The following is a 19,458-nucleotide window of genomic DNA, read 5'->3' as shown; positions in this document are numbered from 1 at the left end:
CCCCATCCAGCGGCATGTGAGCCATCGCGTATCGCGATGACAACCGGCGGATATACAGGGGAAAATAGGGGAATCACCTCGTCAAACGAGAAGTCGCTCCACCCCCCGATGAAAAGTTCAGAGCGCAGCTTTGCGCGCCGCATTGACCTCACCTCGCTGCAACTGTTCGTGGCCGTCTGCGAACTGGGCAGCATCGGCCGCGCGGCCGAGCGGGAGTTCATCGCCGCCTCGGCGGTGAGCAAGCGCCTGTCCGACCTGGAGGCTGCGGTCGACACGGCCCTGCTGTACCGCCACAGCCGCGGCGTGACGCTGACCCCCGCCGGCGAAAGCCTGCTGCACCACGCGCGCAACGTGCTGTTCGGGCTGGAGCGCATGCAGGGTGAGCTTTCCGAGTACGCCGACGGCGTGCGCGGCCATGTGCGCATGCACGCCAACATCTCGGCCATCGTGCAGTTCCTGCCCGAGGACCTGGGCGCGTTCGCCCAGGCACACAGCCAGATCAAGATCGATCTGCAGGAGCACCTCTCGCCCGACGTGCTGCAGGCCGTGCACGAAGGCGCGGCGGATCTGGGGATCTGCAACGTACCCGCCACGGCCGCCCACGAAGGCCTGCAAAGCCGCCCCTACCGCAGCGACCGGCTGGTGCTGGTCGTGCCCCAGACGCACGCCCTGTCGACCCGCGCATCGATCCGCTTTGAAGAAGTGCTGGACTGGGACATCGTCGGGCTGCACGCGGGCAGCAGCATCAGCCTGGCCATGCGCCAGGCCGCCGCGCAGGCCGCGCGCCCGCTGCGCCAGCGCATCCAGGTCACCAGCCTGGACGCGATGTGCCGCATGATCGACAACGGCCTGGGCGTGGGCCTGCTGCCCGACCGGGCGTTTTCGCTGATGCGCGGCGTGGGGCAACTGGCCGCCGTACCGCTGGACGAGCCCTGGGCCCGGCGCGCGCTGCGCCTGGTGGCGCGCGACTTCGAGGCCCTGCCCGTCACGGCACGGCTGCTGGTCGAACACCTGGCGCCCGCGCCTGCCGTGACGCCCGCCGAGGACGGCGACACCCCCACCTAGAATTCTCACCACCCCACTGAACCCAAGAAACGAGACTGCCATGGGACGCACCCTGTACGACAAGATCTTCGACGAGCACGTCGTCCACACGGAAGAGGACGGCACCGCCGTGCTCTACATCGACCGCCACCTGGTGCATGAGGTGACCAGCCCGCAGGCCTTCGAAGGCCTGCGCGAGGCGGGCCGCAAGGTCTGGCGCGTGAGCTCCATCGTGGCCACGGCCGACCACAACACTCCCACCACCGGTTGGGAGCGCGGCTACGACGGCATTGCCGACCCGATCAGCAAGGAGCAGATCGTCACGCTGGACAAGAACATCCAAGAGTCCGGTGCGGCGGCGTTCTTCCCGTTCCTGTCCAAGCGCCAGGGCATCGTGCACGTGATCGGCCCCGAGAACGGCGCCACCCTCCCGGGCATGACCGTGGTCTGCGGCGACAGCCACACCAGCACCCACGGCGCGTTCGGCGCGCTGGCCCACGGCATCGGCACCAGCGAGGTGGAGCACGTGATGGCCACGCAGACCCTGCTGGCCAAGAAGGCCAAGAACATGCTGGTCAAAGTGAATGGCAAGGTCGCCCCTGGCATCACGGCCAAGGACATCGTGCTGGCCATCATCGGCAAGATCGGCACCGCCGGCGGCACGGGTTACACGATTGAATTTGCCGGGGAAGCCATCCGCGACCTGAGCATGGAAGGCCGCATGACCGTGTGCAACATGGCCATCGAAGCCGGCGCGCGCGCGGGCCTGGTGGCAGTGGACGACAAGACGATCAACTACGTCAAGGGCCGCCCGCTCGCACCCACGGGCGTGGAGTGGGACCAGGCCGTGGCGTACTGGAAGACGCTGCACTCGGACGCGGACGCCAAGTTCGACGCGGTGGTGGAGTTGAACGCCGCCGAGATCGTGCCGCAGGTCACCTGGGGCACCAGCCCCGAGATGGTGCTGGGCATCGACGCCGTGGTGCCCGACCCGGACAAGGAGAAGGACCCGTCCAAGCGCGGCGCCATCGAGCGTGCGCTGACCTACATGGGTCTGCAGCCCGGCAAGCCGATGGATGACATCTTCGTGGACAAGGTGTTCATCGGCTCGTGCACCAACAGCCGTATCGAGGACATGCGCGAAGCCGCCGCCGTGGTGAAGAAGCTCGGCCAGAAGGTCGCCAAAAACATCAAGCTGGCCATGGTGGTACCTGGCTCGGGCCTGGTGAAGGAACAGGCCGAACGCGAGGGGCTGGATGCGATTTTCAAGGCCGCGGGCTTTGAATGGCGCGAGCCCGGTTGCTCCATGTGCCTGGCCATGAATGCCGACCGCCTGGAGCCCGGCGAGCGCTGCGCTTCCACGTCCAACCGCAACTTCGAAGGCCGCCAGGGCGCGGGCGGGCGCACGCACCTCGTGAGCCCCGCCATGGCCGCGGCCGCCGCCATCCATGGCCACTTCGTGGACATCCGCCAGTTCGCTTAAGGAGCCTCCCACCATGAACAAGTCTCTCGCCGCCCTGCTCGCGCTGGCCTTCGTGCTGGCCGGCTGCAACACCGTCAAGGGCATGGGCCAGGACGTGCAGCGCGCCGGCAGCGCCATCGAACGCGCCGCCAAGTAAGCCCTCCACACCGCCATCCCAGGAGCTCCGCATGAAGAAAGCCCTCGCCTGCCTCGCCACCACGCTGCTGCTGGCCAGCCCCGCCCTGTCGTGGGCCGCCAACCGCGCCTGCGTCATCGAAGGCAGCATCACCTTCAGTGGCAAGACCACGCAGGTCAAGGACTGCATGGAATTCGCCGCCGGCGTGCCCGACGACCAGATCAAGGGCAGCTGCGGCGGCCTGGCGCAGATGTCCGCCCAACTGGGCGGCAAGCCCGGCAAGGTGAGCTACCTGCCGCAGTGCCCGCGCCCGGCCAGCGGCGCCTGCAAGGGGCTGATGGGTCAGCCCGTGGATGCCTACTACTACAACCTGACCGCCGATGCGCTGCAGGACAAGCGCAAGGCCTGCGAAACCTCTAGCGCACAGATCAAGGCCGGCACTTGGACCAACGGCCAGTAAGCCCGCGGGCCCCAACGCCACTTCTTTCCGGACACACCACCATGCAAAAATTCACCCTCCACAAGGGCCTCGTCGCCCCCATGGACCGCGAGAACGTCGATACCGACGCCATCATCCCCAAGCAGTTCCTCAAGTCGATCAAGAAGACGGGCTTCGGCCCCAACCTGTTCGACGAGTGGCGCTACCTCGACAAGGGCGAGCCGGGCGTGCCCGAATCCCAGCGCAAGCCCAACCCCGACTTCGTGCTGAACCAGCCGCGCTACCAGGGCGCGAGCATCCTGTTGGCGCGCAAGAACTTCGGCTGCGGCTCCAGCCGCGAGCACGCGCCCTGGGCGCTGGACCAATACGGTTTTCGCGCCATCATCGCGCCGAGCTTTGCCGACATCTTCTTCAACAACTGCTTCAAGAACGGCCTGCTGCCCATCGTGCTGCCCGAAGCCACGGTGGACCAGCTGTTCAACGAAGCGGCCGCCTTCCCCGGCTACCAACTCACCGTGGACCTGGAGCGCCAGGTGGTGGTGCGTCCCCAGGGCGAGGAGATCCCGTTCGACGTGGTGCCGTTTCGCAAGTACTGCCTGCTCAACGGCTTTGACGACATCGGCCTGACGCTGCGCCATGCCGACAAGATCCGCGCGTTCGAAGCCGCACGCCTGGCCAGCAAGCCGTGGCTGAGCCACACCATGGCCGCGTGACCCGCCACCGGCTCTGGCCGATTGATTACAAGCAAAAACAGCCTCTAACGCTTATCTATCAAGCGCGGACAGCTATCAAAACAGAAGTGAATGACCATGAAAATCGCAGTTCTGCCGGGTGACGGCATTGGCCCCGAGATCGTCGCCGAGGCCGTCAAGGTGCTCGAAGCCCTGGACCTGAAGCTGGAGATGGAGACGGCACCCGTGGGCGGCGCCGCCTACGAGGCCGCGGGCCACCCGCTGCCGGAGTCCACTTTGAATCTTGCCAAGAGTGCCGACGCCATCCTGTTCGGCGCCGTGGGCGACTGGAAGTACGACACGTTGGCGCGCCCGCTGCGCCCCGAGCAGGCCATCCTGGGCCTGCGCAAGCACCTGGGCCTGTTCGCCAACTTCCGTCCCGCGATCTGCTACGAGCAGCTCACGCATGCGTCCAGCCTCAAGCCTGAACTGGTGGCCGGCCTGGACATCCTCATCATCCGCGAGCTGACCGGCGACATCTACTTCGGCCAGCCGCGCGGGCGTCGCACCGCCGCCGACGGCCACTTCCCCGGTGCCGAGGAAGCATTCGACACCATGCGCTACAGCAAGCCCGAGATCGAGCGCATCGCCCGCGTCGCGTTTGAGGCCGCGCGCAAGCGCAACAAGAAGGTCACCAGCGTGGACAAGGCCAACGTGCTGGAAACCTTCCAGTTCTGGAAGGACGTCGTGACCGAGGTACACAAGGACTATCCCGACGTGGAGCTGCAGCACATGTACGTGGACAACGCGGCCATGCAGCTCGTGAAAGCGCCCAAGGCGTTCGACGTGATCGTCACCGGCAACATGTTCGGCGACATCCTCTCCGACGAAGCTTCCATGCTCACCGGCTCCATCGGCATGCTGCCCTCGGCCAGCCTGAACGACAAGAAGCAAGGCCTGTACGAGCCCAGCCACGGCAGCGCCCCCGATATCGCCGGCAAGGGCGTGGCCAACCCCCTAGCCACCATCCTCAGCGCCGCCATGATGCTGCGCTTCAGCCTGAACCAGGAAGAAGCCGCGCGCCGCATCGAAGCCGCGGTGCAGCAGGTACTGGCCCAAGGCCTGCGCACGCCTGACATCTACAGCGACGGCACCACCAAGGTGGGCACGGCGCAGATGGGCGATGCCGTGGTGAAGGCCCTCGCCGCCTGACGGGCGGCCTCCCGCACAACGCGACAGCGGCCCTTCGGGGCCGCTTTTTCGTGGCGCGCAAGCAGCACCAGCGGCACAAGCGGCATCGCAAGTCCGGATCCGGCCAGACGCATCGCCCACGGGCCGGGAGACTCTTCCTTCACCCAACCCGAAGGAGCGTCCTATGTCCCACCAACCGTCCCTCTCCCATCGCGTCGCCATCGTCACCGGCGCCAGCTCCGGCATCGGCCGCGCAGCGGCCCTGCTTTTCGCGGAGGCCGGCGCGGCCGTCGTCGTGGGCGCGCGGCGCCAAGCGGAGCTGGACCAACTCGTCGCTGCCATCACCCAGCAGGGAGGGTCGGCTGCGGCAGTGGCCGGCGACGTGCGCGACGAGGCCTACGCACAAGCGCTCGTCGCCACTGCCGTGGAGCGTTTTGGCGGCCTCGATATCGCCTTCAACAATGCGGGCACCATGGGGCCGCTGCAACCCACGCCGGACGTGCAGTCGAGCGATTGGCGCGACACCCTGGAGACCAACCTCACCAGCGCCTTCCTGGGCGCCAAGCACCAGATTCCCGCAATGCTGGCGCGCGGAGGTGGCTCGATCATCCTCACCTCCACCTTCGTGGGGTACACCGCCGCATTTGCGGGCACGGCCGCGTATGCCGCGAGCAAGGCCGGCCTGATCGGCCTGACCCAGGCACTGGCCACGGAGTTCGGAGCGAAGGCCATCCGTGTGAATGCCTTGCTGCCCGGCGGCACCCTCACCCCCATGGCGCGCGCCATGAACGGAACACCCGAGGCGCTGTCCCAGGTCGCCCAACTGCATGCACTCAAGCGCCTGGCGCAGCCCCGGGAAATTGCCCAGGCCGCGTTGTACCTGGCGTCCGACGCGGCATCGTTCGTCACCGGGACAGCCATGCTGGTGGATGGCGGGGTGTCCATCCAGCGGGGCTGACCGCAGCGCAGCGGCGATGGCGGCGGCATGTCCAGCCATGGCCCGCATGGGTTCCGCTACAATGCCCAGCTATGTTTGCCGCCCGCCCGTTCGCCCTGAACACCGCCTCTGCCGCCAAGGCACGCAAGGCTGCGCGCGCAATCACCAAAACCACGACCATTACGGGCTGATCCAGCTCCGGCATCGTCGTGCGCCCTCCCTGGCCTAGACGAGCCGGGGGCGGAAGAAAGCAGCCACCGGTCGCGTGCGTACTGTTTTTTACTTTGAAAGGGCGATGAAATGAGCAAGTTGGTAGGTTTGGTCGGCTGGCGCGGCATGGTCGGCTCGGTTCTGATGGACCGCATGGCGCAGGAAAAGGACTTCGATCTGATCGAGCCCCTGTTCTTCTCCACCTCGAACGCAGGCGGCAAGGCGCCCACCCAGGCCAAGAACGAGACCACGCTGCAGGACGCGTTCGACATCGAACAGCTCAAGCGCTGCGACATCATCCTCACCGCACAGGGCGGCGACTACACCAACGAGGTGTACCCCAAGCTGCGCGCGGCCGGCTGGAACGGCCACTGGATCGACGCCGCCTCCGCCCTGCGCATGGAAAAGAACGCGGTCATCGTGCTCGACCCGGTGAACATGCCCGTCATCAAGAACGCGCTGGCGAACGGCGGCAAGGATTGGATAGGCGGCAACTGCACCGTGTCCTGCATGCTGATGGGCGTGGGTGCGCTGTACAAGGCCGGGCTCGTCGAGTGGATGAGCACCCAGACCTACCAGGCGGCCAGCGGCGGCGGCGCGCAGCACATGCGCGAACTGCTGACGCAGTACGGCACGCTGAATGCCGAGGTGAAGGCCCTGCTCGACGACCCCAAGAGCGCCATCCTGGAAATCGACCGCAAGGTCATCGCCAAGCAGCGCAGCCTGTCGGGCGCGGAGACAGCCAATTTCGGCGTGCCGCTGGGCGGCTCGCTCATCCCGTGGATTGACAAGGACCTGGGCAATGGCATGTCCAAGGAAGAGTGGAAGGGCATGGCCGAGACCAACAAGATCCTGGGCCAGGGGGAAGGCTTCAACACCGCCGCAGTGCCGGTGGACGGTTTCTGCGTGCGCGTAGGCGCCATGCGGTGCCACAGCCAAGCACTGACCTTCAAGCTCAAGAAGGATGTGCCCGTAGCCGACATCGAGGCCATGATCGCTGCTGACAACGAGTGGGTGAAGGTGATTCCCAATACGCGTGAGGCGACGCTGAAGGACCTGACTCCCGTGGCCGTCACCGGCACCATGACCATTCCCGTCGGCCGCATCCGCAAGCTGGCCATGGGTCCGGAGTATGTGGGCGCGTTCACCATCGGCGACCAGTTGCTGTGGGGCGCCGCCGAGCCGCTGCGCCGCATGCTGCGCATCCTGCTGGACGCCTGACGCCGATTCAACGCCACCTTCGGGTGGCGTTTTTTCAAGGTCATAGATTGATACGGCCTGTTACCGATCGTTGTCCATTACCAACAGGAATAAGGCCGTCCCGGCCTCTTCCTGCACCGTATAAAACGTGGCGCGGCACCTCAGCTTGTCAGTGCAAAACATTGATGCTATGGTGCTTTTTACATATTTTCACGCGCCTGGGCGGCTCGATCACGACCAGAAAAATACCGCCCCCTCGGCACCATCCATCTCTTCATTCGTCGCACACATGCATCGCTGGAAATTTTCTGTCCTGGCCACCGCGGCCATCCTCTCGGCTGGTCTTTACACCACCGATGCAAGTGCTCTCGCCCTGGGCCGCGTGAATGTCCAGTCGGCACTTGGCGAGCCCCTGCGCGCGGAGGTCGAACTGCCCCAGATCACTGCTGCCGAGGCCGAGTCGCTGCGCGTGAGCACCGCCAGCCCTGAAGTTTTCCGCAGCCAGGGCATGGAATATTCCCCCGCTGCGCACAGCGTGCAAGTGCAACTGCACCGCCGCACGAATGGCTCCATGGTGCTGCGCTTGAGCAGTACCCGCCCGGTCAACGATCCCTTCGTGGATTTGGTTATCGATGCGACCTGGAGTTCCGGCCATATCGTGCGTAGCTATACGATGCTGTTCGACCCGCCGGCGAGCCGCCCGCAGGCGGCGGTGACCGCCGCACCTCAGGTAACGTCACCCCGTGCCGCGGCAACTGCGCCGCGCGCCCCCGCCACCACCGCGGCGCCCGCGCCTGCCGCACGCCCAGCAACCCCTCCCGCACCCGCCGTTGCCGGCCGTCCCACCCCCGCAGAGGCACCCGCGTCCGCTGGCGGTGACGAGATTCGCGTGCGCCCCGGGGATACGGCCGGCCGCATCGCGGAAGCCCGTCGCCCCGCTGGCGTCTCGCTGGACCAGATGCTGGTAGCAATGATGCGCGCCAATCCGGACGCGTTCGTCAACAGCAATGTGAATCGTCTGCGTTCCGGCGCAGTGCTGCAGATGCCTAGCGAAACGGAGGCGCAAGCCACGGACGCCACCGAAGCTCGCAAGATCGTCGCCGCGCAAAGCCGCGATTTCAATGAATTCCGCCGCCGCATGGCTGCGACAGCGCCCAAGGCCGAGGTTGCGGCCGCAGAGCGCTCCGCGCGCGGCACTGTGCAGACCCAGGTGGACGAGAGCAAGCCCGCCGCTGCCGGCCCCGATAAGCTCACTCTCTCCAAAGGCAGCGTTCAGGCCCAGAAGACCGAGGAGCAGATGGCCCGCGACAAGCAGGCCGAACAGAACAGCGCCCGCATGGCGGAGCTGTCCAAGAACATCTCGGACCTGAACCAGCTCAGCGGCGCCTCCGCGCCAGCCGGCGCTGGCGCAGCTGCGCCAGGAGCCACGGCGCCTTCCGCCCCTGCCAGCCAGCCGGCGGTGGCAGTACCCGCCGCCGGGGGGCTGCCCGCGCCCGCTACCGCGGCTGCAAGCGCCGACATGAGCACCGCCACGGCAGAAGCTGCCGCACCAGCGCCCGAGGCCTCTGCCGCCGAGGCGGCTGTTCCCGCCGAAGCAGCATCCCAGGCCTCTGTCGCAGCACCCGCTCCCGCCGCCGTGGCACCGCGTCCAGCCCCCCAGCCCGTTCCCTACGAAGAGCCCAGCTTCCTGGATGCTCTCACGGAGGACCCACTGCTGGCAGGAGGCGCACTGGCGCTCGTACTTGCGTTGCTGGGCTATGGCGGCTACCGCGTGGTTCAAAGCCGCCGCAACCAGGGTGCCCTGGACAGTTCGTTCTCGGAAAGCAGCCTGCAGCCGGATTCCTTCTTCGGCGCCAGTGGCGGTCAGCGTGTGGACACGGCCAACAGCGAACTCACGACCGGCTCCTCGTCCATGACCTATTCGCCCAGCCAACTGGATGCCGGTGGCGATGTGGATCCGGTGGCGGAAGCCGACGTCTACCTCGCCTACGGCCGTGACCTGCAGGCGGAGGAAATTCTCAAGGAGGCGCTGCGCCACCATCCAGAGCGCGTCTCCATTCCCGCCAAACTGGCCGAGATTTATGCCAAGCGCCAGGACCGCAAGGCGCTGGAGTCCGTCGCCAACGACGTGTTCAGGCTCACCAACGGCCAGGGGCCCGACTGGACCCGCGTGTCCGACCTGGGCCGTACGCTCGACCCCGAAAATCCGCTGTACCAGCCCGGTGGCCGTCCTGCCGTTGCCGCCAGCGCCACAGCGGCCGCTGCATCGACCGCGGCCTTTGCAAGCACGCTGGGCGCAGCAACTGCTCCCGCGGCACCCACGGGCGGACCGGACTCTGTGCTGCCAGACCTCGATCTGGACTTGGATCTCGATCTGCACGAAGCACCGTCGGCCCCGGCCCCGGCGCCAAGCACGTTTGCCATGGCCGCAGCCAACAACACCGCCGCAGCCGCGCCGGTAGTGCCGGCCGCCCAGGCGCCCGTACCGTCCCTGGATCTGGGCGACCTGGAACTACCCCAGGCCTCCTGGGACGAGCCAGCGGTGACGCCGCAGGCGACGACAGAGCCCGACGTGCAAAGCGAGCCTCTTCCGTTGAACCTGGACGATGACTTGTCCCTGATGGACTCCGGCGTCGCCCCCCTGACCAGCCACGACGCGAAGGCCGCCACCTCGGAATCCCTGGAATTCGACCTCGGCGATCTGTCGCTGGACCTTGACACCCCCACGGCGGCCGCTCCCGTCGCACCCTCGGTCGCCGCCAAGGCAGCGTCCTCCGCTGCCGACGCGCTGCCGGACGACCCTCTGGCCACCAAGCTCGCACTGGCGGAAGAGTTCAACACCATTGGCGACAGCGAAGGCGCGCGGGCCCTGGTGGAAGAGGTCATCGCCGAATCGTCCGGTGAGCTGAAGGCCCGCGCCCAGCGACTGCTCGCCGAACTGGGCTGATGTCCATGCGGCGGTGGGCACGCGGCCATTGCCGCGCTGACGTGCCATTGCCCTCCGAAAGGAGCATCCGATGAGGATGGCCCTGGGCGTCAGTTACAACGGCCAGGCGTACAACGGCTGGCAGAGTCAGCCCTCTGGCAACACGGTGCAAGACCGTCTGGAAGCAGCCCTGGGCCGCTTTGCCACGCAGGAGGTGCACACGATCTGTGCCGGGCGCACCGACGCCGGCGTGCACGGGCTGATGCAGGTGGTGCACTTCGATACGGAACTGCAGCGTGCGCCGTTTTCATGGGTCCGCGGCACCAACACCTTCCTGCCGGCGGACATCGCCGTGCAGTGGGCGCAACCCGTTCCCGATGCCTTTCATTCCCGCGCCTGCGCCGTGGCCCGGCGCTATGCCTACGTATTGCTGCAGTCGCCCGTACGCCCCAGCGTCGATGCCGGGCGCGTGGGTTGGGTCTTTCATGCCCTCGATGAGCAGGCCATGCACAGGGCCGTGCAGCATTTGCTGGGCGAGCATGACTTCACGTCATTTCGCGCCTCGGCCTGCCAGGCCAAGTCGCCGGTGAAGACATTGCACCGCATCGACATCACACGCCGGGCTCCGCCAGCGGGCGAGTCCACCGGCACCCACGGGTGTATCCCCTGCTACTGGCGCTTTGAATTCGAAGGCAATGCGTTCCTGCACCACATGATCCGCAACATCATGGGCTGCATCGTCGCCATTGGCCAGGGGCTGTATCCGCCCGAATGGATGCGCACGGTGCTGGAGGCGCGGTCGCGCGACGCGGCTGCTCCTACCTTTTCGCCCGATGGCCTGTACTTCCAGGGCCCGATATACGGCGCGGAATGGGGCCTGCCGACGCGCACGGCTGCGTATGATTGGCTGCCATGAGCAGTCCGACCGCAGCACTGACCACCCCCGTCCACTCCACCGCGCGCACACGCATCAAGATCTGCGGCCTCACGCGCGAGCAGGACGTGGACGCGGCCGTCGCCAGCGGTGCCGACGCCGTCGGCTTCGTGCTCTATCCCGCGAGCCCGCGCGCCGTCACCCCAGAGCGCGCAGCGCAACTGGCCCGGCGGCTGCCGCCCTTTGTCACGCCAGTGCTGTTGTTCGTGAACGCCCATGCTACTGATGTGATAGCTGCCTGCGCTGCTGTACCGGGCGCGACAGCGCAATTCCATGGTGACGAAACGCCCGAGGACTGCCTGCGCTCCAGCGACGGGGGCCGCATTCCCTTCCTGCGCGCCGCGCGCATTCCCCTGGGCGAAGGTGCGGCACGGTTCGACCTCGTAAAATACGCCCACGATCACTCTCACGCCCGCGCCATCCTGCTCGACGCCCATGTCGATGGCTATGGCGGCGGTGGCAAGGCATTCAATTGGTCACTCCTTCCAACAAACGTCGACTGTCATCTCGTTTTGTCTGGTGGACTCACGCCTGCAAACGTGACCGATGGCATACGGCAAGTGCGCCCGCGTTGCCGGGCGCTGGCCGTTGATGTCAGTTCCGGCGTGGAGGCCACGGGCCCCGATGGTCTGCCCCTGAAGGGGATCAAGGACGCCGGCAAGATCGACCGCTTCATCGCCGCCGTACGCGCGGCCGATGCGGCACCAGTTCCTTATTTGTAAATGCCTGCATATACCCAACCCGATGCTTCGGGCCATTTTGGCCCCTATGGCGGCAGCTTCGTCTCCGAGACGCTGACGCACGCCATCAATGAACTGCGCGAAGCCTATGCGCGCTACCAGAACGACCCGGAGTTCCTCAAGGAATTCCACTATGAGCTTGCCCACTTCGTGGGCCGCCCCTCGCCGGTTTACCACGCGGCGCGCACTAGCCGCGAGATGGGCGGCGCGCAGATCTACCTCAAGCGCGAAGACCTGAACCACACCGGCGCACACAAGATCAACAACGTGATCGGCCAGGCCATGCTCGCCAAGCGCATGGGCAAGCCGCGCATCATTGCCGAGACCGGCGCCGGCCAGCACGGCGTGGCCACCGCCACCATCTGCGCGCGCTATGGCCTGGAGTGCGTGGTGTACATGGGCGCCGAGGACGTCAAGCGCCAAAGTCCCAACGTCTACCGCATGAAGCTGCTGGGTGCCACCGTGGTGCCCGTCGAGTCGGGCAGCAAGACGCTGAAAGATGCGCTCAACGAGGCCATGCGGGACTGGGTGGCCAACGTGGACAACACCTTCTACATCATCGGCACCGTGGCAGGCCCCCACCCTTATCCCATGATGGTGCGTGACTTCCAGAGCGTGATCGGCAAGGAATGCCTCACGCAGATGCCCGCCATGCTGGCCGAACAGAAGATCGCCGCCGAGCAACCCGACGCCGTCGTGGCCTGCGTGGGCGGTGGCAGCAATGCCATGGGCATCTTCCACCCCTACATCCCGTTCGAGAAAACCCGCCTGATCGGCGTGGAAGCCGCAGGCGAAGGCCTGGACAGCGGCAAGCATTCCGCGAGCCTGCAGCGCGGCTCCAGTGGCGTGCTGCACGGCAACCGCACCTTCATCCTGCAAGATGAGAATGGCCAGATCACGGAGACGCACAGCATCAGCGCCGGCCTGGACTACCCCGGCGTGGGCCCCGAGCACGCCTGGCTGCAGGAAATCAAGCGAGCCGAGTACGTGGGCATCACCGATACGGAAGCGTTGGAAGCCTTTCACTACCTGTGCCGCACCGAGGGCATCATCCCGGCCCTGGAATCCAGCCACGCCGTGGCCTACGCGCTCAAGCTCGCCAAGACCATGACGCCCCAGCAATCCATCCTCGTGAACCTGTCCGGCCGTGGCGACAAGGACATCGGCACCGTGGCCGACCTGTCTGGCGTGGACTTCTACGACCGTCCCTCCATGCGCGGGTTGACCGTCAAGGGAGGACCCGCCGCATGAGCCGCATCGCTGACACTTTTGCAGAGCTGCAGTCCAAGGGCCGCAAGGCGCTCATCCCCTACGTCACAGCAGGCTTTCCCTTCGTCGACATCACACCGGCCCTGATGCACGGCATGGTCGAGGCCGGCGCCGATGTGATCGAACTGGGCGTGCCCTTTTCCGACCCGATGGCCGACGGCCCCGTCATCCAGAAGGCGGGCGAGAAGGCCCTGGCACTGGGCGTGGGCCTGGCCCAGGTGCTGGAGATGGTGCGCAGCTTCCGCCTGCGCAACAGCACCACGCCCGTGGTGCTGATGGGTTACGCGAATCCGGTGGAGCGCTACGAGCAGCGCCACGGCAAGGGCGCCTTCGCCCGCGACGCGGGCGAAGCCGGCGTGGACGGTGTGCTGATCGTGGACTACCCGCCCGAGGAGTGCGAGCAGTTCGCCGCCGACCTGCGCGGCCATGGCATCGACCTGATCTTCCTGCTGGCGCCTACCTCCACGCCGGAACGCATGCAGCAGGTGGCTCGCGTAGCCAGCGGCTACGTCTACTACGTCTCGCTCAAGGGCGTGACCGGCTCCGGCGCGCTGGACACGGCCGCCGTCGAGGCCATGCTGCCGCGCATCCGCGAGCATGTGAGGGTCCCCGTCGGCGTGGGCTTTGGCATTCGCGATGCTGCCACCGCGCAGGCCATCGGCCGCGTGGCCGATGCGGTGGTCATCGGCAGCCGCATCATCCAGCTCATCGAAGACCAGCCCCATGAGAAAGTGGTCGGTATCACCGTGGACTTTCTGCGTGGGGTGCGCAAGGCGCTGGACGCATAATGACGGCCCTGCGCGCCGGCCACGGCCCGCGCGCAGCCGCGATCTGAACAGAGGAAACCTATGTCCTGGCTCGAAAAACTCCTGCCTTCCAAAATCCAGCAGACCGACCCTACCGAGCGTCGCCAGATGCCCGAGGGCCTGTGGATCAAGTGCCCGAGCTGCGAGAACGTGCTCTACAAGACCGATCTGGAGCACAACGAAAACGTCTGTCCCCAGTGCGGCCACCACCACCGCATCGGTGCCCGTGCGCGGCTCAACGCCTTCCTGGACGGCGAGGGACGCTATGAGATCGGCCAGGAAGTGCTGCCGGTCGACGCTCTCAAGTTCAAGGACAGCCGCAAGTATCCCGAACGCCTGAAGGAAGCCTTGGAGAACACCGGCGAGACCGACGCGCTCATCGTGATGGGCGGCGCGGTCAAGAGCATCAACGTCGTGGTGGCCTGCTTCGAATTCGACTTCATGGGCGGCTCCATGGGTTCCGTGGTGGGCGAGCGCTTCGTTCGCGGCGTGGAAACCGCCATCGAGCAGAAGGTGCCCTTCATCTGCTTCACCGCCACGGGCGGCGCACGCATGCAGGAAGGCCTGCTCAGCCTGATGCAGATGGCCAAGACCAATGCGGCCCTCACCCGTTTGGCCAAGAAAGGCCTGCCCTACATCAGCGTGCTGACCGACCCTACCATGGGTGGCGTGTCGGCCGGCTTCGCCTTCGTGGGGGATATCGTGATTGCCGAGCCCAAGGCCCTGATCGGCTTTGCCGGCCCGCGCGTGATCGAATCCACCGTGCGCGTCACATTGCCCGAGGGCTTCCAGCGCGCGGAGTTCCTGCAGACCAAGGGCGCTGTGGACTTCATCTGCGACCGCCGCGAACTGCGCCAGACCGTGGCGCAATGCCTGTCCATGCTGCAGCGCCTGCCGGCCGACGCGGTAGCCTGAACCACGGACATCAAAAACAATAGCTGCTAGCGCTTAGTGGACGGGCGCTAGCAGCTATTTTTATTGAGAACAATGTCGCTACATCATGACGCTGGCCTGCAGATGCCCCAGCACGATCATCACGACCTGCAGCAGCACCAGCACCACCAGCGGCGACAGGTCCACCCCGCCCAGTAGCGGCAGAACACGGCGCACGGGGCGCAACAACGGCTCGCACAGGCGGGTGATCACATCGCTGATGGGCGATCGCGTTTGCACCCACGAGAGCACGGCATAAACGATCAGCAAGCCCATCAGTCCCGACACGGCCACGCGCGCCAGGCCAAAAAGCGCCATCCACGGCAGCCAGGCCAGTCCCATCCCCCCGCCCACCAGAAGCCACAGCAGCAGATACTGGACCAGTTGCAGCAGCAGCGCCGCCGCAAGGCAAGACAGATCCCACCGCCCCGCCGACGGAACGAGTTTGCGCAGTGGCAGCACCAGCCAGTCGCTCAAGGCAAACACGAGACGGCCCACGGGATTGGCAAACGACACCCGCTGCAGCTGCATGTACAGCCGCAACAGGCAAGCCCCGGTAAGCAGGCCGCTGGCAACGTCGAGGAGAAAAGACAGAATTTGAAACAGCATGGCCGATTAGCAAATAGGTCGACCCCGTTGCAGTGCGCCGCACACGGGTTCAACGTGGGATGATAGCGACGCTACGCATGCCGCCATGTCCGATCCCCTCACGCTGACCTCCCTGCCCCTGTTTCCGCTCAACACCGTGCTGTTTCCCGGTGGTGTTCTACCGCTGCGTGTGTTCGAGGTGCGTTACCTGGACATGGTGCGCAAATGCCACCGCACGGGTGCCCCCTTCGGCGTCGTGGCCCTGGCCCGCGGCCATGAGGTGCGCCAGGCGGGAGCCCTGCCGGAAAGCCTATACAGCGTCGGCACATTGGCCATGATCGAGCATTTAGAAGAACTGCAAGCGGGGCTGATGCACGTACGTTGCCGGGGGATCGCCCGCTTTCGTGTCCTGCGCCAACAACTGCTGCCCCACGGGCTGTGGACCGCCAATGTGGAACAGATCCCTTGCGACACGCCGGTCCAAGTTCCCCCAGACTTGCAGCGTGCAGCTAGCACACTCACGCAGGTGTTGTCGTCATTGCGCGAGCAGGCGGCAGGAGCAGCCGGGGGACCAGCCGCACACGCACAGCCCTCACGCACAGATCTCCAAGACTGCGGTTGGCTTGCCAATCGCTGGTGCGAGTTATTGCCCATTCCGTTGGAACTCAAGCAGCAGCTCATGCAACTGGACAACCCGCTGGTGCGGCTGGAGCTGGTGAGTGACATCCTGGAACGTACCGGCATTTCTGGCTAGCGTTGCATGCAGGCCAAACTGAAGGTGATGCAAGTGATCACCAAGGGCGAACGAGGAGGTGCCCAGACCCATGTGCGCACCTTGTGCCAGGCTCTGGCCTCCCGCATCCATTTCAGCGCTGTCATTGGCGGCACGGGTCCCACGCCGCTCGAAAGCGACCTACACACGCTGGGACTGCCGATTTACCGCCTGCCAAGCCTGCGCAATTCGCTGGCGCCCTGGCATCTGTTCCGTTCGGTACTGCAACTGCGCGCCCTGATCCGCGAGCACGAACCCGACATGTTGCACGCGCACAGCGCCGTATCGGGCGTAGTCGCACGCCTGGCGGGCAGACTGTGCCGCAAGCCCGTGATCTACACAGTGCATGGCTTCGCTTTCAAACCCGAAGTACCCCGGGTACGCCGCACAGTGGCGTGGTGCTGTGAATGGTTGCTGGCGCGTTGGACGGAGCACATGGTGTGTGTATCGCAGCACGAGCGACAACTTGCCCGAGGTTTGCCGATTCGCGCTGACCGGCTGACCGTCGTACCCAATGCAATAGAAAACAATAGCCAACGCGCTCAGCCTGGGCTGGAACCCGTGCGCGTCGCCATGGTAGCCCGGCTGGCCGCACCCAAGCGCCCCGACCTGCTCCTGCATGCCCTGGTCCGGCTGCGCGATGGCCTGGGGCATGAGGTAGCGGCTAGCATCATTGGCGATGGCCCGGATCGCACGGCCTTGCAGGCGCTGGCATCCGGGTTGGGCTTATTTCAAGTGAGTTTCGTGGGCGACGTGGATGATGTGCCCCAGCGCCTCGCGCATCACCACCTTTTCGTGTTGCTGTCTGACCACGAAGGTCTTCCCATCTCCGTGATCGAAGCCATGCGGGCGGGGCTGCCCGTCGTGGTCAGTCGACTGCCTGGGATGGCGGAATTGCTCCCCTCCGAACAATACGGATTCCTGGTGTCCAATGACGTGGAGGCCATCGCTCAAGCCATGGAGCGCCTAATCCGCAGCCCCGCGCTGCGCGAGCAAATGGGCCGAATGGCCCGCCGCCATTACGAAGAACATCATGCCCCGGAACGCATGGCGTCAGCCATACTCGCCATCTACACCCAGGTCCGTGCATGACCCCGCCTGTTGTCACCTCCCGACCCTGCGCCGAACCCGACCCGGCACGGCGTGATGGCGCGCTGCTGTGGTGGAGCCTGCTCGGCCTGTTGCCTCAAGCGCTGGGTTACGCCATAGCGCACAAGATGCAACACGCAGGCTGGGTCACACCGCTGTTCCCCGCCACCGTGCTGTGGTGTGCGGTGTCCTACCTGTTGGCAACACGCTGGCTGCACCAGGGCGCCCATCTACCGCCGCGGGAGCAGGGTGGCTTTTTGCTGGTGGTGATCACGGTGGCCTTTCTGCTCACCCCGTTGGGCTTTGCACTGCTGCAAGCGCCCTATTCGCGCGGCGCTGTATTGATGGCCTACATGCTGGCCTTGGCTTGGCTGCTATTCGGGCATGCGCTGTGGGGGACCCGCCGTACGCTGCACCTGGCCTACATGGATGCCGACTTACCCTACGCCCTGCGCCAAATGCTGCGCCCGCAGGAGCAAGGCGATGACCGACTGCGCCTGACCAGCTGGGTGGCCGGACTACCAGCGCGAACACAGCGCGTAGCCGTGGACGGTGTGGTGCTAGACCGGCGGGCTAATCCCGACCCGCAACGCCAACAATGGATCAGCGAGCTCAAACTCCAGCGCATCCCTCTCTACAGCGCAGAAGCGGCAGCGGAAATGCTGTCGGGCCGCAAAATCACCGGGACGCCGGGCGAGCAAGATCTATGGCAACTGACCAATTACCCTGCTTACGACATCGCCAAGCGCATGCTGGACTTGGGCCTGACCCTCATCACGGTGCCGCTATGGGTTCCGCTGTGTATGGCCGCGGGGCTGGCAGTGAAGTTAGATTCACCCGGCCCCATGTTGTACTCGCAGCAGCGCATGGGTCGCCACGGACGCAGCTTCCGCATATGGAAGCTGCGCAGCATGCGTCACGAGCCTGCCAGCCACACCGTTCAGTTCGCCAAGCAGCAAGACGACCGTATCACGTCAGTTGGCCGCTTCATTCGCCGCACGCGGCTCGATGAACTACCCCAGCTCTGGAACGTACTGCGCGGAGAAATGAGCCTGATCGGCCCGCGTCCCGAGCAGGCAGAGTTCGCGCACCACTTTGCCGCAGCCATGCCCGCCTACCCCTACCGCCACTTGGTGCGCCCCGGTCTCACGGGCTGGGCGCAGGTGCAGCATGGCTATACCGATAGCGCCGAGCAGACCGCTATCAAGCTGAGCTATGACTTGTATTACGTGACGCACTGCTCCATGGCTCTGGATCTGCTCATTGCCTACAAGACGGTGCGCACGGTGCTCACAGGTTTCGGAGCGCGCTAGTTGTCAACGTGCCTTCACTCGCGCAACCAGCACATCCGCCCACAACGGCCTGCGCACTGCCAGCCGATGCAACAGGCGTCCCTTCATCGTCCCCGGTGCCGCCACCTGGCAGCTGTGCAGTTCGGCGCCCACTAGCCCTGCATCCGCCAGCACCTTTAGTAGTGTGAAGGGTGAAAACCACGCCCGATGGTCGGTGTTGACATGCTCCACCCCGCACACGCCGTGAAGCGCATTGCGCAGGGACAACGCATTGGGCACACTGATGACGAACTCCGCCTCTGGCAGGCACTGCGCCAGCCGCCGCAGGAACGCGGCGGGGTCAGGCAGGTGTTCAATTACATCAGGCACCAGCACCATGTCGGGCGCACACCGGGCCAGCACCTGCGGGGCCTCGGGAGCGAACACGTCGAGCTGCTGCACGTGGTCAAAACCCAGGCTGCGCGCCGTGTCCACAGCGGTGGCGTTGATGTCGATACCATGGCAGATCCGTGCGTTGCGGCTGAGAAGCGCGTGCAACCAACTGCCGTCGGAGGCGCGACGTGCAATCAGCGGTGCATGGTCGGCAAAGCCCACATGCAGCACGCACTGCTGCGCGACCCAGCCGGCCAGCAAATCACCGCGTGGCTGGGCATGTCCGATAATCCCTGGCCTGAAAGGCAAATCGTCGCTGAAAGCCTCGCCCAGCAAATAGGTTTCAATGTGTGGCATCGTGCGATTATTGGCGCGCCCTCCACCAGAATGCACACGCGCTACATCCTGCTGTTGCAAGAAGACTTGGCCGTTGGCGGTATTCACACC

General features: G+C 65.7%; 19 protein-coding genes. 17 read left to right on the top strand and 2 right to left on the bottom strand.

All coding sequences use genetic code 11. The features are described from left to right. The first annotated feature begins 108 nt into the window (after positions 1-108). From AC1PPL_RS04415 to accD, 14 genes are all read left to right on the top strand, one after another. Positions 109-1,065, top strand: a complete 957-nt coding sequence (locus AC1PPL_RS04415; protein ID WP_123675919.1) for a LysR family transcriptional regulator — start codon at positions 109-111, stop codon at positions 1,063-1,065. Positions 1,066-1,105: 40 nt separating this feature from the next. After that, positions 1,106-2,527 (top strand): 3-isopropylmalate dehydratase large subunit, encoded by a 1,422-nt coding sequence (gene leuC, locus AC1PPL_RS04410; protein ID WP_011806350.1) that lies wholly within the window; start codon positions 1,106-1,108, stop codon positions 2,525-2,527. Between the two features lie 13 nt (positions 2,528-2,540). After that, entirely contained in the window at positions 2,541-2,663 is a 123-nt protein-coding gene (locus tag AC1PPL_RS04405) for an entericidin A/B family lipoprotein (RefSeq protein ID WP_011806351.1), read from the top strand. A 31-nt stretch (positions 2,664-2,694) separates the two neighbouring features. After that, positions 2,695-3,102 carry a hypothetical protein gene (locus AC1PPL_RS04400; RefSeq protein WP_011806352.1) on the top strand — a complete coding sequence of 136 codons (408 nt, stop codon included), beginning with the start codon at positions 2,695-2,697 and terminating at the stop codon, positions 3,100-3,102. Between the two features lie 41 nt (positions 3,103-3,143). Next, the gene (gene leuD, locus AC1PPL_RS04395; RefSeq protein ID WP_011806353.1) at positions 3,144-3,794 is read left to right on the top strand and encodes a 3-isopropylmalate dehydratase small subunit; all 651 of its coding nucleotides are present in this window, start codon (positions 3,144-3,146) and stop codon (positions 3,792-3,794) included. 96 nt (positions 3,795-3,890) lie between these two features. Beyond that, positions 3,891-4,964 (top strand): 3-isopropylmalate dehydrogenase, encoded by a 1,074-nt coding sequence (leuB, locus tag AC1PPL_RS04390; protein ID WP_011806354.1) that lies wholly within the window; start codon positions 3,891-3,893, stop codon positions 4,962-4,964. A gap of 163 nt (positions 4,965-5,127) precedes the next feature. Continuing rightward, entirely contained in the window at positions 5,128-5,901 is a 774-nt protein-coding gene (locus AC1PPL_RS04385; protein WP_312128880.1) for an SDR family oxidoreductase, read from the top strand. 279 nt (positions 5,902-6,180) lie between these two features. After that, positions 6,181-7,311 (top strand): aspartate-semialdehyde dehydrogenase, encoded by a 1,131-nt coding sequence (gene asd, locus AC1PPL_RS04380; protein ID WP_479972734.1) that lies wholly within the window; start codon positions 6,181-6,183, stop codon positions 7,309-7,311. Positions 7,312-7,579: 268 nt separating this feature from the next. Then, positions 7,580-10,237 carry a motility hub landmark protein FimV gene (locus tag AC1PPL_RS04375; protein WP_479972733.1) on the top strand — a complete coding sequence of 886 codons (2,658 nt, stop codon included), beginning with the start codon at positions 7,580-7,582 and terminating at the stop codon, positions 10,235-10,237. Positions 10,238-10,307: 70 nt separating this feature from the next. Continuing rightward, positions 10,308-11,132 carry a tRNA pseudouridine(38-40) synthase TruA gene (truA, locus tag AC1PPL_RS04370; RefSeq protein ID WP_313560597.1) on the top strand — a complete coding sequence of 275 codons (825 nt, stop codon included), beginning with the start codon at positions 10,308-10,310 and terminating at the stop codon, positions 11,130-11,132. After that, on the top strand, positions 11,129-11,872 hold the full coding sequence (locus tag AC1PPL_RS04365; protein ID WP_313560599.1) for a phosphoribosylanthranilate isomerase: 744 nt from the start codon (positions 11,129-11,131) through the stop codon (positions 11,870-11,872). The genes truA and AC1PPL_RS04365 overlap by 4 nt, the downstream gene beginning before the upstream one ends. Then, entirely contained in the window at positions 11,873-13,141 is a 1,269-nt protein-coding gene (gene trpB, locus AC1PPL_RS04360) for a tryptophan synthase subunit beta (RefSeq protein WP_088886265.1), read from the top strand. It begins immediately after the preceding gene. Then, positions 13,138-13,947: a tryptophan synthase subunit alpha gene (trpA, locus tag AC1PPL_RS04355; RefSeq protein WP_479972732.1), complete on the top strand. Its 810-nt coding sequence runs from the start codon at positions 13,138-13,140 to the stop codon at positions 13,945-13,947. Before trpB ends, trpA begins: the two co-directional genes overlap by 4 nt. Before the next feature lie 60 nt (positions 13,948-14,007). Further along, positions 14,008-14,880, top strand: coding sequence for an acetyl-CoA carboxylase, carboxyltransferase subunit beta (gene accD, locus AC1PPL_RS04350; protein WP_088886263.1), 873 nt, complete (start codon positions 14,008-14,010; stop codon positions 14,878-14,880). A gap of 78 nt (positions 14,881-14,958) precedes the next feature. On the opposite strand, the gene AC1PPL_RS04345 is transcribed toward accD, so the two are convergent. Continuing rightward, on the bottom strand, positions 14,959-15,507 hold the full coding sequence (locus AC1PPL_RS04345) for a YggT family protein (RefSeq protein WP_015913950.1): 549 nt from the start codon (positions 15,505-15,507) through the stop codon (positions 14,959-14,961). Between the two features lie 85 nt (positions 15,508-15,592). Between AC1PPL_RS04345 and AC1PPL_RS04340 the strand changes: the two genes are divergently transcribed. From AC1PPL_RS04340 to AC1PPL_RS04330, 3 genes are read left to right on the top strand one after another with little or no spacing between them, the layout of a single operon-like run. Next, positions 15,593-16,240, top strand: coding sequence for an LON peptidase substrate-binding domain-containing protein (locus tag AC1PPL_RS04340; RefSeq protein ID WP_424296555.1), 648 nt, complete (start codon positions 15,593-15,595; stop codon positions 16,238-16,240). Positions 16,241-16,246: 6 nt separating this feature from the next. Continuing rightward, positions 16,247-17,350 (top strand): glycosyltransferase family 4 protein, encoded by a 1,104-nt coding sequence (locus tag AC1PPL_RS04335; RefSeq protein WP_252102218.1) that lies wholly within the window; start codon positions 16,247-16,249, stop codon positions 17,348-17,350. Beyond that, positions 17,347-18,660 carry an exopolysaccharide biosynthesis polyprenyl glycosylphosphotransferase gene (locus AC1PPL_RS04330; RefSeq protein ID WP_479972731.1) on the top strand — a complete coding sequence of 438 codons (1,314 nt, stop codon included), beginning with the start codon at positions 17,347-17,349 and terminating at the stop codon, positions 18,658-18,660. The genes AC1PPL_RS04335 and AC1PPL_RS04330 overlap by 4 nt, the downstream gene beginning before the upstream one ends. Positions 18,661-18,663: 3 nt before the next feature. On the opposite strand, the gene AC1PPL_RS04325 is transcribed toward AC1PPL_RS04330, so the two are convergent. Next, on the bottom strand, positions 18,664-19,455 hold the full coding sequence (locus tag AC1PPL_RS04325; protein WP_479972730.1) for a class I SAM-dependent methyltransferase: 792 nt from the start codon (positions 19,453-19,455) through the stop codon (positions 18,664-18,666). Between the last annotated feature and the right edge of the window lie 3 nt (positions 19,456-19,458).

It is taken from the genome of Diaphorobacter sp. B2A2W2 (assembly GCF_056730635.1).
The sequence above is the reverse complement of the archived record's forward strand: the minus strand, read 5'-3'. Positions and strand labels throughout refer to the sequence as shown.

Excerpts from the sequence above, each read along its gene's own strand:
- AC1PPL_RS04415 (WP_123675919.1), top strand. The coding sequence starts at position 109 with ATGAAAAGTTCAGAGCGCAGCTTTGCGCGCCGCATTGACCTCACCTCG.
- leuC (WP_011806350.1), top strand. The coding sequence starts at position 1,106 with ATGGGACGCACCCTGTACGACAAGATCTTCGACGAGCACGTCGTCCAC.
- AC1PPL_RS04405 (WP_011806351.1), top strand. The coding sequence starts at position 2,541 with ATGAACAAGTCTCTCGCCGCCCTGCTCGCGCTGGCCTTCGTGCTGGCC.
- AC1PPL_RS04400 (WP_011806352.1), top strand. The coding sequence starts at position 2,695 with ATGAAGAAAGCCCTCGCCTGCCTCGCCACCACGCTGCTGCTGGCCAGC.
- leuD (WP_011806353.1), top strand. The coding sequence starts at position 3,144 with ATGCAAAAATTCACCCTCCACAAGGGCCTCGTCGCCCCCATGGACCGC.
- leuB (WP_011806354.1), top strand. The coding sequence starts at position 3,891 with ATGAAAATCGCAGTTCTGCCGGGTGACGGCATTGGCCCCGAGATCGTC.
- AC1PPL_RS04385 (WP_312128880.1), top strand. The coding sequence starts at position 5,128 with ATGTCCCACCAACCGTCCCTCTCCCATCGCGTCGCCATCGTCACCGGC.
- asd (WP_479972734.1), top strand. The coding sequence starts at position 6,181 with ATGAGCAAGTTGGTAGGTTTGGTCGGCTGGCGCGGCATGGTCGGCTCG.
- AC1PPL_RS04375 (WP_479972733.1), top strand. The coding sequence starts at position 7,580 with ATGCATCGCTGGAAATTTTCTGTCCTGGCCACCGCGGCCATCCTCTCG.
- truA (WP_313560597.1), top strand. The coding sequence starts at position 10,308 with ATGAGGATGGCCCTGGGCGTCAGTTACAACGGCCAGGCGTACAACGGC.
- AC1PPL_RS04365 (WP_313560599.1), top strand. The coding sequence starts at position 11,129 with ATGAGCAGTCCGACCGCAGCACTGACCACCCCCGTCCACTCCACCGCG.
- trpB (WP_088886265.1), top strand. The coding sequence starts at position 11,873 with ATGCCTGCATATACCCAACCCGATGCTTCGGGCCATTTTGGCCCCTAT.
- trpA (WP_479972732.1), top strand. The coding sequence starts at position 13,138 with ATGAGCCGCATCGCTGACACTTTTGCAGAGCTGCAGTCCAAGGGCCGC.
- accD (WP_088886263.1), top strand. The coding sequence starts at position 14,008 with ATGTCCTGGCTCGAAAAACTCCTGCCTTCCAAAATCCAGCAGACCGAC.
- AC1PPL_RS04345 (WP_015913950.1), bottom strand. The coding sequence starts at position 15,507 with ATGCTGTTTCAAATTCTGTCTTTTCTCCTCGACGTTGCCAGCGGCCTG.
- AC1PPL_RS04340 (WP_424296555.1), top strand. The coding sequence starts at position 15,593 with ATGTCCGATCCCCTCACGCTGACCTCCCTGCCCCTGTTTCCGCTCAAC.
- AC1PPL_RS04335 (WP_252102218.1), top strand. The coding sequence starts at position 16,247 with ATGCAGGCCAAACTGAAGGTGATGCAAGTGATCACCAAGGGCGAACGA.
- AC1PPL_RS04330 (WP_479972731.1), top strand. The coding sequence starts at position 17,347 with ATGACCCCGCCTGTTGTCACCTCCCGACCCTGCGCCGAACCCGACCCG.